The organism is Kocuria salsicia (genome assembly GCF_007681555.1).
GTDB classification, from domain to species: domain Bacteria; phylum Actinomycetota; class Actinomycetes; order Actinomycetales; family Micrococcaceae; genus Kocuria; species Kocuria salsicia.
Window position 1 is genome coordinate 108,007 of the sequence record NZ_VELE01000009.1, and the last position, 15,773, is coordinate 123,779.

The 15,773-nt window shown below is 69.5% G+C and carries 11 protein-coding genes; 4 read left to right on the forward strand and 7 right to left on the reverse strand.

From position 1 onward, the window contains the following. Positions 1-35: 35 nt before the first annotated feature. The gene (locus FS770_RS11485) at positions 36-3,896 is read right to left on the reverse strand and encodes a S8 family serine peptidase (RefSeq protein WP_145011939.1); all 3,861 of its coding nucleotides are present in this window, start codon (positions 3,894-3,896) and stop codon (positions 36-38) included. 254 nt (positions 3,897-4,150) lie between these two features. Between FS770_RS11485 and FS770_RS11490 the strand changes: the two genes are divergently transcribed. Then, positions 4,151-5,440 (forward strand): adenylosuccinate synthase, encoded by a 1,290-nt coding sequence (locus FS770_RS11490; RefSeq protein WP_145011942.1) that lies wholly within the window; start codon positions 4,151-4,153, stop codon positions 5,438-5,440. A 223-nt stretch (positions 5,441-5,663) separates the two neighbouring features. Here the strand turns inward: FS770_RS11490 and FS770_RS11495 are convergent, their stop codons facing one another. The 3 genes from FS770_RS11495 to FS770_RS11505 all read right to left on the reverse strand — a co-directional run bounded on the left by FS770_RS11495 (position 5,664) and on the right by FS770_RS11505 (position 8,072). Further along, positions 5,664-7,211, reverse strand: a complete 1,548-nt coding sequence (locus FS770_RS11495) for an amino acid permease (protein WP_425323837.1) — start codon at positions 7,209-7,211, stop codon at positions 5,664-5,666. Between the two features lie 127 nt (positions 7,212-7,338). Then, positions 7,339-7,680 (reverse strand): DUF202 domain-containing protein, encoded by a 342-nt coding sequence (locus FS770_RS11500; protein WP_094393159.1) that lies wholly within the window; start codon positions 7,678-7,680, stop codon positions 7,339-7,341. Continuing rightward, positions 7,677-8,072, reverse strand: coding sequence for a YidH family protein (locus FS770_RS11505; protein ID WP_238693896.1), 396 nt, complete (start codon positions 8,070-8,072; stop codon positions 7,677-7,679). Before FS770_RS11505 ends, FS770_RS11500 begins: the two co-directional genes overlap by 4 nt. A gap of 152 nt (positions 8,073-8,224) precedes the next feature. Here FS770_RS11505 and FS770_RS11510 point away from each other — a divergent pair, with 152 nt between their 5' ends. After that, a complete protein-coding gene (locus FS770_RS11510; protein ID WP_145011945.1) occupies positions 8,225-8,755 on the forward strand; it encodes a DUF4190 domain-containing protein in 531 nt (176 codons plus the stop codon). Positions 8,756-8,842: 87 nt separating this feature from the next. Here the strand turns inward: FS770_RS11510 and FS770_RS11515 are convergent, their stop codons facing one another. Next, positions 8,843-10,837: a M13 family metallopeptidase gene (locus FS770_RS11515; protein ID WP_145011950.1), complete on the reverse strand. Its 1,995-nt coding sequence runs from the start codon at positions 10,835-10,837 to the stop codon at positions 8,843-8,845. Between the two features lie 478 nt (positions 10,838-11,315). On the opposite strand from FS770_RS11515, the gene FS770_RS11520 reads away from it, so the two are divergent. Continuing rightward, positions 11,316-11,858 (forward strand): hypothetical protein, encoded by a 543-nt coding sequence (locus FS770_RS11520; RefSeq protein WP_145011953.1) that lies wholly within the window; start codon positions 11,316-11,318, stop codon positions 11,856-11,858. Here the strand turns inward: FS770_RS11520 and FS770_RS11525 are convergent. Further along, entirely contained in the window at positions 11,855-12,706 is an 852-nt protein-coding gene (locus FS770_RS11525) for a serine hydrolase (protein WP_145011956.1), read from the reverse strand. The two genes, FS770_RS11520 and FS770_RS11525, sit on opposite strands and share 4 nt — an antisense overlap. Continuing rightward, the gene (locus FS770_RS11530; RefSeq protein ID WP_144066397.1) at positions 12,696-13,586 is read right to left on the reverse strand and encodes a LysR family transcriptional regulator; all 891 of its coding nucleotides are present in this window, start codon (positions 13,584-13,586) and stop codon (positions 12,696-12,698) included. Before FS770_RS11530 ends, FS770_RS11525 begins: the two co-directional genes overlap by 11 nt. A 106-nt stretch (positions 13,587-13,692) precedes the next feature. On the opposite strand from FS770_RS11530, the gene FS770_RS11535 reads away from it, so the two are divergent. Continuing rightward, positions 13,693-15,639, forward strand: a complete 1,947-nt coding sequence (locus FS770_RS11535; RefSeq protein ID WP_186366773.1) for a penicillin-binding transpeptidase domain-containing protein — start codon at positions 13,693-13,695, stop codon at positions 15,637-15,639. Positions 15,640-15,773 lie beyond the last annotated feature (134 nt).

The window sequence follows — 15,773 nt, forward strand, 5'->3', positions numbered from 1 at the left end:
GCCGACGCGTCGGAGACCTGCCCGGGACCAGATCCCTACTTCAGCTGGTCGTAGCGGAAGAGGAAGGCGGCCATCTGGTCACGCTGCACGGCCTGGCCCGGGCGGAAGGTGCCGTCTGCCCAGCCCTTGGCGATGCCCTGCCCGTTCATCCAGGAGATCTCCTTGTAGAAGACGTCCGTGGTGCGCACGTCCTTGAAGGGGGAGACCTTCGGGGCCGTGTAGGAGGGTGAGCCCGCCATCCGGTAGAAGAAGGCCGCCATCTGCTCACGGCTGATCTTCTGGGTGGGGCGGAACGTCCCGTCGGACCAACCCTTGGTGATGCCCTGCTCGCTCAGCCAGGAGATCTCCTTGTAGAAGACGTGGTTGGTGGGCACGTCCTTGAAGGGAGACTTCGTGGGAGGCGTGTACTGCGGGGAACCGGCCATCCGGTAGAGGAACGCGGCCATCTGGTCACGCTGCACGGGCTGGGTGGGGCGGAAGGTGCCGTCCGGCCAGCCCTTGGTGATGCCCTTGCTGGCCAGCCAGGAGATCTCCGAGTGGAACACGTAGTTCTTCGGCACGTCCTTGAACATCGGATCCTGCGTCCCGGGGACCGACGCCGCGGGCTGGACCCGCTTGACGTCGGCCTTCGCGCCGTCCTCACCCTTGTGGATGCCGGAGAGGTCCCCGGTGCCGTTGTGCAGGTGCAGGAACAGTGCCTCGCCCTCGGCCTTGTCCGAACCGCGGTGCGCGGTCAGCTTCTTGCCGGGCAGGTCCGTGAACAGCGAGTTGTTGAACTTCTCCCCGCGGAACGAGACGGTCGGGGCCACCGGGTTGAACGAGATCGTCTCGGTCTGGTCCACCGCGCCGTCGATGTTCGCGGAGTAGGTGGAGACCTGGTAGTTCAGCCTGGTGCCGCTCTTGGTGGGGTCGATGCCCAGCTTCGCGGTGCTCACGGGCAGGACCACGGCGTTGGTGTCGAAGGTGTTCGTGTCCGTGTCACCCCAGGAGCCATTCACCGGCTGGCGGTCGATCACCTTCAGCTCGCCGTTGACGTAGCCGTAGAGGTTCGCCACCGGGTAGTCCAGGCCGTCCGCGCGGCCCAGGGCCACGTAGTGGTCGGCCCGGCCGTTGCCGGTGCTGTCGATGGCGATCTGGATCTCGGCGTCCGGCTTCATGGTGCTGGCGTTGCCCCAGCTGGAGACACCGAAGTTCACCAGGCCGTCCCTGGCGGCGTCCCCCTTGTCAGCCTTCAGCTGCGGGAGATTTGAGGACGCGCCCACGTACTGCAGGTCTGCGAACTGGGAGTTGCCGCCGGCCAGCTTGGTGGACGCCAGACGGTCGGACTTCGCACCCAGCTCGAAGGCGCCGACGGCGGACTTCCAGCCGCCCTGGTCCACTCCGGTTCCGGTCAGGGGGACGGTGGCGTCACCCTGCTTGTCCCACTGGTTCAGTGCGGCGCCGTCCACGCGCATGTCTGCCACGGGCTTCGGGGCGATCGAGACCGGGACGCGCATGTCCTGGCCCTTCTCGCTCAGCACCAGGCGGCCGGACTCGGTGGCCAGGAACTGACGGGCGAGACCCAGCTGGGTCACGGCCTCCGAGGGGTCGTGGGTCTTCTCCAGCTTCGCCCGGTCCACGGTGGCGGTCACCTTGACGGTGGTCTTGCCGCCCTTGGGCACGGCGACCGAGGCCGGTGCGGTGATGCTCACGCCCGGGACCTCGGTGGAGGGGTCGAAGCGCACCTGGTAGGTGTGCGCGGCCCCGCCGGTGTTGTCCACCACGAGCTCACGGGAGAAGGTGTCCCTCGCGTTCCTGATCTCGGTGACCCCGAAGGTCGAGGAGACCACGGACGTGTCCGCCTTGTCGTAGACCATGACGTCCTGGTTCACGGCGCGCAGCGCATCCACGCGGCCCGAGCCCACGCGGTCCACCGCGGAGGTCTTGCCGTTCGCCGCGTGGACGTCGTGAACCGCCGAGTTCATGATGGCGGACTTGATGTTCTGCGGGCTGTAGTTCTGGTGCTTCTGCTGCACCAGGGCGGCGATGCCGGCCACGTGCGGGGTGGCCATGGACGTGCCCGTCTTGACCGAGACACCGTTGCCCATGGACACGCCGGCCGAGCCGATGTTGGTGCCGGGAGCCGCGACATCCGGCTTGAGCACGCCGTTGCTGCCGTGCTGGCCGCGGGACGTGGAGTCGTTGACCTGGTCCTTGGAACCGGTGTCCGTCCTGGCTGCGCCGATCCACTCCGGGGCCAGCTTGATCTTCGCCCCGCCGGTCTGCACTGCGGGCTTGATCTTGTCCACGGACTTCTTGCCCATCAGCAGACCCGGGATCTTGGCGTTGCCGGCGATCGCAGAGGGGTCCACCGCGTAGTCGGACTCGAGCACCACGCCCTTGCCCCCGGCGGCCGCCACGTTGTCGAAGCGCACCTTCGAGCCGCAGGGGAACGGGCCGTTGTCCTCCCAGTCGAGCATGACCCACTTGCCCGCGAAGTTCTGCGAGAACGGGGTGCAGCCGAACTTGTTGTCCACGGGGGCCGCCACGATGTCACCCTGCAGGTCCTCGGGCTTCGCGCCGGAGTAGTCGTAGCTGCCGCTGTAGGAACCGGTCAGCTCACCCTTGGCGCTGTCCGGGGAGAGCGCCTGCGCCTTGTCCTGGGCCGCCGTGCTGCCCTGTGAGTTGGCCACGGTCAGGGCGGAGCGGGCGCTGCCCGGGGAGCCGGAGATCTCGTGGAAGTCCCCGGCGTTGCCCGCGGCGATCACGGAGAGGATGCCCTGCCGTGACAGGGCGTCGATCAGGTCGTTCTGGGGATCGTCCGCCGGGCCGAAGTCGGAGCCCAGGGACATGTTGACGATGTCCGCCTTGTCCGAGAAGTCCCCGTCCATGTTGGGGTCCAGGGTGCGGTCCAGCGCGTTGATCGTGAGGTTTGTGGAGCCCTCGCAGCCGAAGACGCGGAAGCTCATCAGCTGGGCCTCGGGCGCGGTGCCCGGGCCGATCTTCATCTTCTTGACCTGGTCCTCGGTCAGCTTGGTGAAGTCGCCCTTGAAGGTCTTGCCGTCCGCGCCGACGCCGTAGCCGGCCGTGGTGCCTGCCACGTGCGTTCCGTGTCCACCCGCCTCGCAGTCCAGCGGGTTGGAGTCCGGCTTCGGCACGCTGCCGGCCACGCGGGCGTCGTAGGAGTCGCCGGCGAGGTCGTAGCCGCCCACGAACTTCTTGGGGTCGTACAGGTCGGAGTCCTTGCCCGGCAGCTCGGTCGAGGCCTTGGCCTTCTTGTAGCCGTCCGTGGTGCCTGGGCCGCCGAAGTCCGCGTGGGTGTAGTCCAGGCCGGAGTCGATGACCGCGACCTTCACGTCCTTGCCCGTCTGGCCGGTCTGGGACCACGAGTTCAGGGCGTTGGTGTCCACCACGGAGCCGGCGTTGCTGCGGTACTGGGGGGTGATCTTTGAGATCTTGACGACCTCGGAGCGCTTGGCGAGATCCCGCAGCTGGGCGGCGTCGCCCTGCAGGGCCACGCCGCGCAGGGCGTTGGCGGTCGTGTAGAGCAGGTCGGAACTGGATTCGGAGGCCAGGGATGATGCGGCGCTCTGAACCGACTGGCGGATGGCCTGCACCTGCGCCGCGGCCTGCACCGGATCCTGGGTGCCGGTGCGCACGCCCTCCGGTTGGGTGGCCTCGAAGGCGCTCGGGCCCTGGAGTTGGACGAAGACGGCTACCTGGCCCTCGGCGTCCTTGAGGTCCGAGCTGATCAGGCGGTCCGGGCCCTGGGGGTTGAGGTCGTCCGCGGGGGCGCCCGGGGGGACCTCGACGGCGCTCGCCGGCAGCACTGTGCCCAGGGCCAGTGTCAGGCCGAGGGCCGTGGCCAGGCAGGTCTTGGCGGCTCTGCCACGACCTGCCCCTGTCTCATGATTCATGGTGTGTTCCTTTGCCCGTCGAGTAATGCAGTCAGACGCATCACAGTGTCCCCAAGAGTGCGCTCTGACATGCGCAAAAGCAACGATTTCGTCCAAATTCCCTGTGTCGACACTGATTGCGACCTGTGTGACGCCGTTCACCGCCCGGTCTCAACCGCTGTTCCGGCCCGACCGGCCTCCGGAGGGCTTGGCCGGGTAGACTGGGCTGCTGGTTCCTCCGGCCGTCGGGCCACACCCGGATAGAGAGTGTTTCCATGCCAGCAATCGTGATAGTCGGCGCCCAGTGGGGCGATGAAGGCAAGGGCAAGGCCACGGATCTCCTGGGCGGCCGCGTGGACTACGTGGTCAAGCCCAACGGTGGCAACAACGCCGGCCACACCGTGGTGGTGGGCGGTGAGAAGTTCGAGCTCAAGCTCCTTCCCGCGGGCATCCTGAGCCCCAACGCGACCTCCGTGATCGGCAACGGCGTGGTCATCAACCCGCAGGCCCTCTTCGAGGAGATCGACGGTCTGGAAGCACGCGGTGCGGACACCTCCCACCTGCGCATCTCGGCGAACGCCCACCTGGTGGCGCCATACCACCAGACGCTCGACCAGGTCACGGAGCGGTTCCTGGGCAAGCGCGCCATCGGGACCACCGGCCGTGGCATCGGCCCGTCCTACATCGACAAGGTGGGCCGGCTGGGCATCCGGGTGCAGGACCTCCTGGACGAGTCCATCCTGCGGCAGAAGATCGAAGGCGCCCTGCGGCAGAAGAACGAGCTGCTGGTCAAGCTCTACAACCGCCGCGCGTTCGAGGTGGACGAGATCGCGGACTACTTCATGGGTTTCGCGGAGCGTATCGAACCCATGATCGTGGACGCCACGCGCATGCTCAACGAGGCCCTGGACCGTGACGAGGTGGTGCTCATGGAGGGCGGCCAGGCCACGTTCCTGGACGTGGACCACGGCACCTACCCCTTCGTGACCTCATCCAATCCCACGGCCGGCGGCGCGTGCGTCGGGTCCGGCGTGGGCCCCACGCGGATCACCCGGGTGATCGGCATCCAGAAGGCGTACACCACACGCGTGGGCGCCGGTCCGTTCCCCACCGAGCTCTTCGACGAGATGGGCGAGCGGTTGCGCACCACGGGCGGCGAGTTCGGGGTCAACACGGGCCGCCCACGCCGCACGGGCTGGTACGACGCCGTGATGGCCCGCCAGGCCGCGCGCATCAACGGCTTCACGGACCTGTTCATCACCAAGCTGGACGTGCTGACCGGGATCCCGCAGATCCCCGTGTGCGTGGCCTACGAGGTGGACGGCCAGCGCTTCGACGAGATGCCCATGACCCAGTCGGACTTCCACCACGCCAAGCCGGTCTACGAAATGTTCCCCGGCTGGAAGGAAGACATCACCGGCGCGCGCACCCTCGAGGACCTGCCGCGCAACGCCCAGGACTACGTGGCCGCACTGGAAGACCTCTCCGGGTGCCGGATCTCCGCCATCGGCGTGGGACCGGATCGCGACGACACCATCGTCGTTCGGGACCTGATCTCGGACTGAACGGCCGAAGTCGCCTCGCCCGGTGCCAGGGTCCCGGGTGCACGGCGACCCCTGCCAGTGCAGGATTCTGACAGGTGGGGGTTCCCGGCGGATGCAGGATCCCGGTAGCCACTGATTTCCCATGCACACATCTCCGCCCCGGTTCCCACGGAACCGGGGCGGAGATGTGTGCGAGGTGCGCGGGCGGCGGCGTCCATGACGGGGGACGACGCCGCCGGGCGGCTCAGTGGTGCGCCGGGGAGACGTCCGCGGTGCGCAGGTCCACGGGCTCGTCCTTGGTGACCAGCTTGTGGCCGAGCCACAGGGCCAGGAAGATCGGCAGACCCAGGTAGGAGGACAGCAGGCTCAGGGGGTTGACGTCCCCAGCAGTGAAGAGGCTGTAGCCCTGCCCCACGATCACGACGGCGCACATGACAAGTGCGATCACGGGCCCCAGGGGAAAGAAGCTCGCCCGGTAGAGCAGGTTCTTCGGGTCCCCGCCCTGCAGCACGTACGCCTTGCGGAAGCGGTAGTGGCTCCAGGCAATGCCCATCCACACGATGAATCCGGCCAGGCCGGAGGCGTTGATGAGCCACACGTACGCCTCGCCCTCACCGATCAGGGTGGTGAGGAAGCAGAACATGCCGATCAGGGTGGTGGCAAGCAGCGCGTACATGGGTACGCCGCGGCGGTTGACCTTTGCCAGGAACCGCGGGGCCTTGCCGCTCTTCGCAAGAGCGAAGAGCATGCGCGTGGAGGCATACAGGCCGGAGTTGCCCGCCGAGAGGATGGCCGTGAGGATCACCGCGTTCATGACGGAGGCCGCGGCCAGCACGCCCGCGTGCTCGAACACCAGGGTGAAGGGGGAGATGGAGACGTCCTGCACGTCGCTCGCGAGCAGGTGCGGATCGGTGTAGGGGATCAGGAAGCCGATCACCGTGATGGCACCGATGTAGAAGAGCAGGATGCGCAGGAACACGGTGCGGATGGCCTTGGGGACCGTCTTGCCGGGGTTCTCGGCCTCGCCGGCGGCCACGCCCACGAGCTCCGTGCCCTGGAAGGAGAAGCCCGCGACCATGAAGATGGCCATGATGCCCGTGAAGCCGTTGACGAACGGCGCCTCGCCCGCGGTCCAGTTGTGGAAGCCGGGGGAGGGCCCGCCCAGGATGCCCAGGATCATGAGCACGCCCAGCACCAGGAAGATCACCACCGTGATGACCTTGATGAGGGAGAACCAGAACTCGCCCTCGCCGTACGCGCGGGCGCTGAGGGCGTTGAGGGTGAAGAGGATGACCAGGAACAGTGCGGACCAGATCCACGCGGGGGTGTCCGGGAACCAGTAGCGCATCACGAGTGCTGCGGCCACGAGCTCCGCGGCCACGGTGATCGCCCAGTTGTACCAGTAGTTCCAGCCGATGGCGAAGCCGAACGAGCGGCTGATGTAGCGGGTGGAGTACTCCTCGAAGGAGCCGGCCACGGGCAGGTGCGTGGCCATCTCGCCGAGGGACTGCATGAGCAGCCACACCATGAAGCCGATGGCCGCGTAGGCCACGAGCGCGCCGCCCGGGCCTGCGGTGTTGATCGAGTTGCCGGAGGCCACGAACAGGCCGGTGCCGATGGCCCCGCCCATGGCGATCATGGTCAGGTGGCGGGGCTTCAGGGTGCGGTGCAGGGAACCGTCGGCCGGCTCATCCTGCCCGGTGCGCGGAGTATCTGGGTGGTGGGAATCGTGCGGGGCGGTCGGTGCGGGGACCGCCTGGCTGTTTCCCCCACCGGTCGAGGATGAGGCCACTGGGTACTCCCAAAAGTGTTGGTCCGGTGCCGGCGCAGGAGGCGCGACGGCTGACCGCTATTATGCGGCGTCAGCCGATTCCGTGGCCCGTTCCCACGCCCGGGTGGGCGGAAGTGTCTACAACTCGTCAGAAAACGAGGATGGTGACGAGGCCAAGCGCCCCGAGCACCACGCACGCCCCGGCCGTCAGGCCCACGGCCACCGCGTCCGGGGTGAGCCGCTCCCCGGCGATCCCCGTGGCGGCGCGGCGGTAGCGGCGTCGCTGCGTCGCGTAGATCCCGCCCGCCAGGCACAGGGCCACAGCGAGCAGGCAGAGCACGAAGACACCGTGGGTGGGCAGCCAGCGCAGGTAGACGGCGGCCGCGGTGCACAGGGTCATCATGGTGCGGCCCCACGCCAGCGCGGTCCGCTCGGGCTGCAGCCCCGGGTCCTCGTGGGGGCAGGGCACGGAAGCGGGTGCGGCTCTCACCGGGTCAGCACCACCGCGACGAGGACGCCGGACGCAATCGCCCCGCCCACGGCCACGAGAGGTGCGATCAGCGGCAGCGGAAGGGGCGCCCCGTGGCGCATCGAGCGCTCCACGTTGAGCCAGCGAACGGCCGAGCCCGCACTGAGAAGCATGCCGAGCAGTAGCAGGACCACGGCCAGAAGCTTCCGCACGACCAGGTCGAAGACGTCACCCGTGAATGCCTCCACGGCTATGCCTCCGGCCAGGAACGCGAGCGAAGTGCGGATCCAGGCGAGGAACGTGCGCTCGTTGGCCAGGGTGAACCGCGGGTCCGGTTCCGTGCCGCCGCGCAGGAGCCGTTCGCTGACGGTTCCACGACGACGTCGCGCGGCAGGGTCTTCGGGGCGGGTCACGGTTCTCCTCGGGCTGGATGGGTGCGGCCACTTCCACCGATGGTATGCCGCGCCGTGCACGTGCGGGGCGGCGGAGAGGGTTATTGCCGGGGGTGTGACCCGTGCGACAGGATGGTCGTGTTCGCACATTGTCAAGGCACGGAGGTCAGATCGTGACTACGAGCAACCAGCCCGCAGCAGGGGGTCAGCCCTCCGCGGATCGGCCCCAGGCGCGCGCCCAGGACGAGGCGAGCCGTGGCCAGAGGTACTCCGGCGGCACGGGGCGAGGCCACGACACCGACGGCCAGAACGCCCCCGCCCGCAACAACGACGCACACGGGCGAGGGGCCATGACCGCGCCGACCAACTCCTACCAGCCCTACGCCCAGCCCACCGGCCGGTGGGAGTACGTCCCCGGCAGCCCGGAGGACGCCCAGCGGCAGCAGCAGGTGCTCAAGAGCACGGACGCCTCACTGGTCCTGGGCATCCTCGGCGTCACGGTGCTGCCCATCCTGGCCCCGTTCGCAGTGTGGCAGGCGTCCAAGGCGGAGAAGCTCGGCGGCCGCGCGACGGCGGGCAAGATCCTCGGCTGGGTGGGGGTGGCCGTACTCATCCTGACGCTGGTGTGGCTGGCCTTCATCCTCGCCATCTGGGGGTTCGCGATGTCCGAGATACAGGGCCAGTTCAACAGCTCGAACGTCTGACCGGCAGCTCACGCACTGCACGGCAGTGGCCGGCGCCCTCCTGGACGGAGAGTACCGGCCACGGCCGTGTGCGAGGTGGCGCGGGTGTCACCAGATGCGCACGCGCTCCTCCTCCGGAAGCCACATGGCGTCCGCGTCCGTGACGTCGAACGCCTCGTAGAATGCGTCCACGTTGCGGGGCGTCTGGCTCGCGCGGAACTCCGCGGGGGAGTGCGGGTCGGTGGCGATCCGCGTGCGCAACGCCTCGTCGCGGGACTTCTCCCGCCACACGTAACCCCATGAGATGAACAGCCGCTGCGCCGGGGTGTATCCGTCGATGCTCTCGGTGTCCGGGTTCCCCTTCTTCCCCTGGGCCGTCTTCCATGCCTTGTGGGCAATGGACAGTCCGCCCAGGTCACCGATGTTCTCGCCCAGGGTGAGCTCGCCGTTGAGGTGCGGAGCGTCGTCGTCGCCGTCGAACTGTGCCGGGGACAGCGCCGCGTACTGGCTCACCAGCCGGGCCGTGCGCTCTTCGAACGCGCTGCGGTCCGCGTCCGTCCACCAGTTGCGAAGCTTTCCCTCGCCGTCGCACGTGGAGCCCTTGTCGTCGAAGCCGTGGCCGATCTCGTGGCCGATCACCGATCCGATGCCACCGTAGTTGACGGCGTCGTCCGCGTCCTCGTTGAAGAAGGGGGGCTGCAGGATGGCGGCCGGGAACACGATCTCGTTGCGCAGCGGGTGGTAGTACGCGTTGACCGTCTGCGGAGTCATCAGCCACTCGTGCCTCTCCACCGGCTTGCCAGCCTTGCGCGCGAGCTCGGCCACACCGAACTGAGCAGTGCGCACCACGTTGCCCACGAGGTCGTCTCCGCGGATCTCCAACGCCGAGTAGTCCTTCCACTTCTCCGGAAAGCCGATCTTGGGGGTGAAACCGGTGAGCTTGCGCAGCGCCTCCGCGCGGGTCTCCTCGGTCATCCAGTCGAGCGTCTCGATGGAGTCGCGGTAGGCCTCCAGCAGGTTGGCCACCAGCTCGTCCATGCGGGTCTTGGCGGTGGGAGAGAAGTTCTCCGCCACGTACAGCTTGCCCACGGCCTCGCCCAGCGCGCCGTTGACCAGCGCGACGCCGCGCTTCCAGCGCTCGCGCAGCTGCGGGGTGCCGGACAGCGCCGTGCCGTAGAACGCGAAGTTCTCCGCCACGAACGCCTCGGGCAGGTAGGCCGCGCGCGCGGAGACCACGTTCCAGCGGGCCCAGGACTTCCACGCCTCGAGCTCGTCCTGCGTGAGCAGACCGTCCAGGCCGGTGAAGAAGCTCGGCTGCGCGTTGACCACTGTGCTCAGGTGCTCCGGGGACAGCCCCACACCCTCCAGCACGGCGTCCCAGTCCAGGTTCTGCACCTGCCCGGCGAGCTCATGGAAACTCATGGGGTTGTACATCTTCGTCAGGTCCCGGACGGTCACCTTGTCCCAGTGGTGGGAGGCGATGCGCGTCTCCAGGTCCATGACCGCGCGAGCCTGCTGCGCGGCGTCGTCGTACCCCGCGAGCTCCAGCATCTTCTGGACGTGCGCCACGTACTTCTCGCGCAGGGACGCGTACTGCTCCTCGCGGTAGTACTCCTCATCCGGCAGTCCCAGCCCAGCCTGCCCCACGAACACGAGGTTGCGCTGCGGGTCCCCCGGGTCCGAGTCCAGGTCGATGTCCAGCGCGGCACCCACGCCACGGCGCATGGCCGTGCCGAACCAGCGGGAGAGCGCCTGCGGCGAGTCGATCGCGGCCACGGCATCCAGGTCCTCGCGCAGCGGCTCCGTGCCGAGCGCCTCGATGCGCCCGGTGTCCATGAAGGACGCGAACAGCAGCGCGATCTTCGTCTCCGCGCTCTGTTCCGCGGACGACGCCGCCTGCTCGCCGTCCGCATTCGCACCCGTGATGATCTCGCGCACCGCCCGCTCTGCCTTGTCGCGCAGCTCGATGAACGCGCCCGTGCTGGGCTTGTCGTCCGGAATCTCCGCGGTGCGCAGCCAGGCACCGTTGACGTGGCGGAAGAGGTCGTCCTGCGGGCGGACCGAGCGGTCGAAGCCTTCGAGGTCAAATACGGAAGTGGTCATGGTGCACACGCTAACGACCCCAGCGCCGCGGCTCCACGGTCCGGCGGAGCCTTTTTCGGACAGCTAAACGAGGCGCGACCGGGGCCCCGGGGCACGATCCGCGCCCCGTTCTGCCCCCACCCCTCGAACAAAGTGCAGCTTGTGACGTTTCGCGGCCTGGTTTCGTCACAACCTGCACAAAATCCGGGGTGGTGGGCGGACAGGGCCGGGCACCGGGGAGGAGAAAGGCGGGATGCGCCGTTCACGACGCCGCCGCCCCGGGACCCTGCCCCTGCCACCCGTGTCACCCCTGCAAAAACTGAGCAAACGCACTCTGGGGCCCTCGATCGTGCGTTTGCTCCGTTAAAGATCGCACCGCGGGACCGGGTGCCGCGCCTCCCTGCGCGCCGCGGGGCGCAGGGCACCCCGGCTAGAGTTCCCACCACGGCACACAGTCGTGGGCTGTGGTGCACCCCAGCGACCCGGTGAGGAGAGGCCGATGGCTGAGAACGAGGGCGACACCCGGATGGGCGTGTGGATCGTGGCGTGGTCAGTGTGCACCGCTCTGCTCCTGTGGCTAATCGCGAGCTTAACGGAGCTGCCATGGGGGATCACGGTGTTCATGGTGCTTGCTGCCGCTGGTACTGGGGCCCTCGCGTCCCTGGTGAGACGACGGCGCGTGACGGCCGCCCACGGAGAGTACGAGATCGAGACGCAGGCGGCGCGCAGCGAGGCGAGCCTCCTCGTCCCGGCAAGCCCGGAGGCGGTGAGGGAGGCTGTTCGCCACGCTGCCACGGGGCAGTTCCAGCTGGTCGACGAGCAGGGGGAGAAGCTGACCCTGCTGCGCCGTATGAACCTGGCGACCTGGGGCATGACTCTTCGCGTGATGGTGACGTCCACAGCGGAGGGAACCCGGATCCACGCTTTCGAGGAGCCCAGACTGGGGACCACGATCTTCGACTGGGGCCAGGGCAGATGGGACATCGTGCACCTCTTTGAACGGATCGAGGAACACCTCACGGGCCCCGTCCTGGAGGACTAGAGGAACTGCCGGTAGCTGCGCACGCAGTGCCGCGCGATCTGGCCGACGATCCTGTTGGACACCGCGATCTGCCGTTCGCGGCGCACGGAACGGGTCAGGACCGCCACCGCGATGGACTTCTCCCCGGGGTGGGAGATCACGCCGGCCTCGTGGCACAGCGCCCCGAACGATCCCGTCTTCGCGGCGACACCGGCCCCGGGGTAGGAGAAGGCCTCCGCGAACCGGTGGCCCCAGGCCTGCTGCGACATCACCTCGCGCATGAACGCGCACTGCGCAGTCGACGCGGCCCGGTCCTGCCAGATGGCGCACAGCAGCGCCACCAGGTCCGAGGCGGTGGTTGCGGAGACGAGCAGCGGGTCGTACCCGACGGGGTCGGGTGCGGGTCCCGGGCGGACGACGGTGCTGGACAGGCCCATTTCCCGCAGCACGTCCCGGACGCGGGCGTGGCCGACCTCGCGCAGCACGGCCTGCCCGGCGGCGTTGTCGGAGACGGTCATCATCAGCCGCACCAGGTCCCGCCAGGAGATCCGTACCGGGTCCTGGCAGATCGCGAGTCCCGTGGGGCCGTCCGCCCTGTCCTCGGGTCGGAGGGTCACGAGCGCCGTCGGGTCCAGGTCGCCGCGGTCCACCGCGCGGCAGAAGGCCACCATGACCACGAGCTTGTACAGCGACGCCGCCGGGAACGCCTCGTCCGCCCGCCACCCGAACGCGGGCAGCTCGGGGGCGTCGATCACGCGCACGGCCACGGCGCCCGTCATGTCCGCGTCCCGCAGGATCCCGGTGACGTCCTGGGCAAGGCGGCCCAGCACGGCGTCGGCCGCGGGGCGCTCCCACATCTCAGCGCTCACCGTCGCCACACCTGCTCAGGCACGTCTGCAGCAGGCTCGCGGCCTCCCGGGCCGCCGGCTCCGCGTCCGGGTGGTGGAGCACCCGGAGCCTGAGCGGCAGGACCCCGTCCTCCAGCGGGATCCCGTCCACCCCGGGCGTCGAGTGCGGCACGAGGGCCGCGGCCCTCGCCACCCGGATCTCGGCGGCGAGCTGCAGCGGGTCCGCGACCTCCTTGAGCCGGGCGGCCACGCCCAGGGACTCGAGCTCCGCGGCCAGGACGTCGTGCGCGGCGGGGCCGTCCGTGCGCGGTGCGGTGAGGAGCACGGGGCCGACGGCGCGGCGCAGCGTGCGGCGCGAGACGGGCTTCTCCACGACGGCGGTCGTGACCAGATCCTGGGCGACGGCTACCACGGGCAGGGCCACGAGCTCGTCGGTCACGATCGGCGCGACCACCACGCCCACCGCCGTGGGGGCACCCCGCACCTCCCGCACGATCTCCGACGACGGCGCGCTCGCCCACCGCGCTCCGGTGAAGTCCGCCCCGGGCGAGAGCAGGCGGTTGCCCACCCATGCGGCGGGCACGGAGCGCGGCAGGAGCATCCGCACGGAGCGGTCCAGGAGGGCGACGTCCTCGCTCAGGGCGAGCACGCGCCGTCGTGCGGCCATCAGTTCCTGGGCCCGCGGGAGGAACGCCTGGCCGGCGGGGCTCAGGCTGACGCCCCGGGCGTGGCGCAGGAACAGGGTCTCGCCCACGGCGCACTCGAGCCTGCGGATGGTCTGCGACAGCGGTGGCTGCGACATGCCGAGCGTCTCGGCCGCCCGTCCGATGTGGCCCACTTCCGCAACCACCAGGAAGCACTCGACCCAGCGCAGCAGGTTGCCCGCCCGTTCCTGTTTCATATCTTCAAGCCTATGTCAGATGCCTTTTCAAAGTCTTGGACATATGGAACCTGCGTTCCCTACCGTGAACGAGTCATTGCAGGAACCCCAGGACGGAAGTCTCACCATGCTCGATCCACTCGCTCGCCGCACGCGCCGTCGGACCCTGGTGCTCGGCGTCGTCGCCGCCCTCTCACTCAGCGGCTGCGCGGCGCTGCAGGACGACGGCGCCCGGTCCGCCGCGGACGACCTTGCCCGTGGCCTGCACTCGGAGGACGTCTCCGGCCTGGCGTTCTCGAACGGGCCGGGCGAGGAGGTGCAGACCGAGCTGGAGCGGATCCTGCGCACCACGGGAGGCATCGAACCGGACGTCACGGTCACGGGCACGGAGGTGGAGGGGGACACCGCACGGGCGGAGCTGTCATGGCGCTGGGACCTTCCCGCCACTGACGAGGACTGGACCTACAGCACGGACGTGGACCTCACCCGCGCCGACGGCGGGTGGCGGTCCACGTGGCAGCCGTCGGTCGTGGAGCCCGGGCTGAACGGGAACGAGGGGCTGCGCATCCGCACGGTCCAGCCGGAGCGCGGGGAGATCCTGGGCGCGAACGACGTGCCGCTGGCCATGTCGCAGCCCGTGCACCGCGTGGGCCTGGACCTCCGGAAAGTCCCGGCGGCCCAGCGTGCGGACGCGGCAACGGCCCTCGCGAAGGCGGTGGACATCGACGCCGAGACCTACCGGAAGGCGGTCGCGCAGGCGTCGGACGACGCGTGGGTCGAGGCCGTGACGCTGCGCGAGGAGGACTTCCGGGCCCTGGACGCGGCGCAGATGAAGAAGATCCCCGGCATGCAGGCCACGGAGGACACCCGGGTGCTCGGGCGGAGCAAGGGCTTTGCCGCCGAAACCCTCGGCTCGGTGGTCGAGGCCACGGCGGAGGACCTCGAGAACTCGGGCGGAGCACTCACCCGGGGCGCCTGGATCGGCCGCGGGGGTCTGCAGCAGGAGCACGAGGCGAGCCTGCGGGGCGCGCCGGGCGTCGTCGTCGACCGCGTGGGCGTGAACCCGGACGGCAGCCTGGAACCCGGGCGGGTCCACCAGCTCGTGGCGCACGCCCCGCGCGCGGGCGAGGACCTGCACACCACCCTGGACGCCACCCTGCAGGAGGCCGCGCAGCGCGCGCTGGAGGACGTGGACTCGCCGTCGTCCGTGGTGCTCGTGCGCCCCTCCGACGGCGCCGTCCTGGCAGTCGCCAACGGAGCCGGGTCGAAGGGGTACCCCACGGCGACGCTCGGGCAGTACGCCCCAGGCTCCACCTTCAAGATCGCCACATCCCTGGCCATGCTGCGCCAGGGGGACACCCCGGACACCACCGTGGACTGCCCTCACACCTACGCCGCGGAGGGCACGAGCGTGGCGAACTTCTCCGGCTATCCGCGGCAGTTCGAGGGGCGGGTCCCGCTGCGCCAGGCGATCGCCCACTCGTGCAACACGGCGTTCGCGGCCCAGCACGGGCGGATCTCGCAGCCAGAGCTCGCCGACGCCGCGGAGTCCCTGGGCGTGGGCGTGGACATGGCGCCCGGCATGCCGGTGTTCTCCGGCAGCATCCCGTCCGAGGAGCCGGCCGGTGAGCACGTGGCCGCCATGTTCGGGCAGGGGCGGACCCTCGTGTCCCCCTTCGGAATGGCGCGGTTCGTCGCCAGCGTGCAGGCCGGGAAGCTCGTGCAGCCCACGCTCCTTGCGGGCGACGACGCCGCGCACGACGACGACGCCGCCGCGGCACCGGCTCCGCGCGTGCCCCTGACCTCCGGGGAGTCCGCCGGGCTCCACACGCTGATGCGCGAGGTCGTGGCCAGCGGCCACCTGGAGGACCTCGGTTCCCTGTCCCCGGACACCGCCATCGGCAAGACCGGCACCGCCGAGTACGGCAACGAGGACCCGCCCCGCACCCACTCGTGGGTGATCGCCGGGCACGAGGACCTCGCCGCCGCGGTGTTCGTGGAGGACGGGAACCTCGGCTCGATCACCGGCACCCCGATCATGCTGGACGTGCTGCGGGCCGCGCAGGGGTCGTGAGGGGAAGCACCCGGTGCACATCAAGTGCAGCTTGTGACGTTTCGCGGCCTGGTTTCGTCACAACCTGCACAGGGCCTTGACCCCGAATCGTGGACACGGTGTCGTTTCGGTTATGCCGCTTCCGTGAGCGTAGC

Excerpts from the sequence above, each read along its gene's own strand:
- FS770_RS11485 (WP_145011939.1), bottom strand. The coding sequence starts at position 3,896 with ATGAATCATGAGACAGGGGCAGGTCGTGGCAGAGCCGCCAAGACCTGC.
- FS770_RS11490 (WP_145011942.1), top strand. The coding sequence starts at position 4,151 with ATGCCAGCAATCGTGATAGTCGGCGCCCAGTGGGGCGATGAAGGCAAG.
- FS770_RS11515 (WP_145011950.1), bottom strand. The coding sequence starts at position 10,837 with ATGACCACTTCCGTATTTGACCTCGAAGGCTTCGACCGCTCGGTCCGC.
- FS770_RS11520 (WP_145011953.1), top strand. The coding sequence starts at position 11,316 with ATGGCTGAGAACGAGGGCGACACCCGGATGGGCGTGTGGATCGTGGCG.
- FS770_RS11530 (WP_144066397.1), bottom strand. The coding sequence starts at position 13,586 with ATGAAACAGGAACGGGCGGGCAACCTGCTGCGCTGGGTCGAGTGCTTC.
- FS770_RS11535 (WP_186366773.1), top strand. The coding sequence starts at position 13,693 with ATGCTCGATCCACTCGCTCGCCGCACGCGCCGTCGGACCCTGGTGCTC.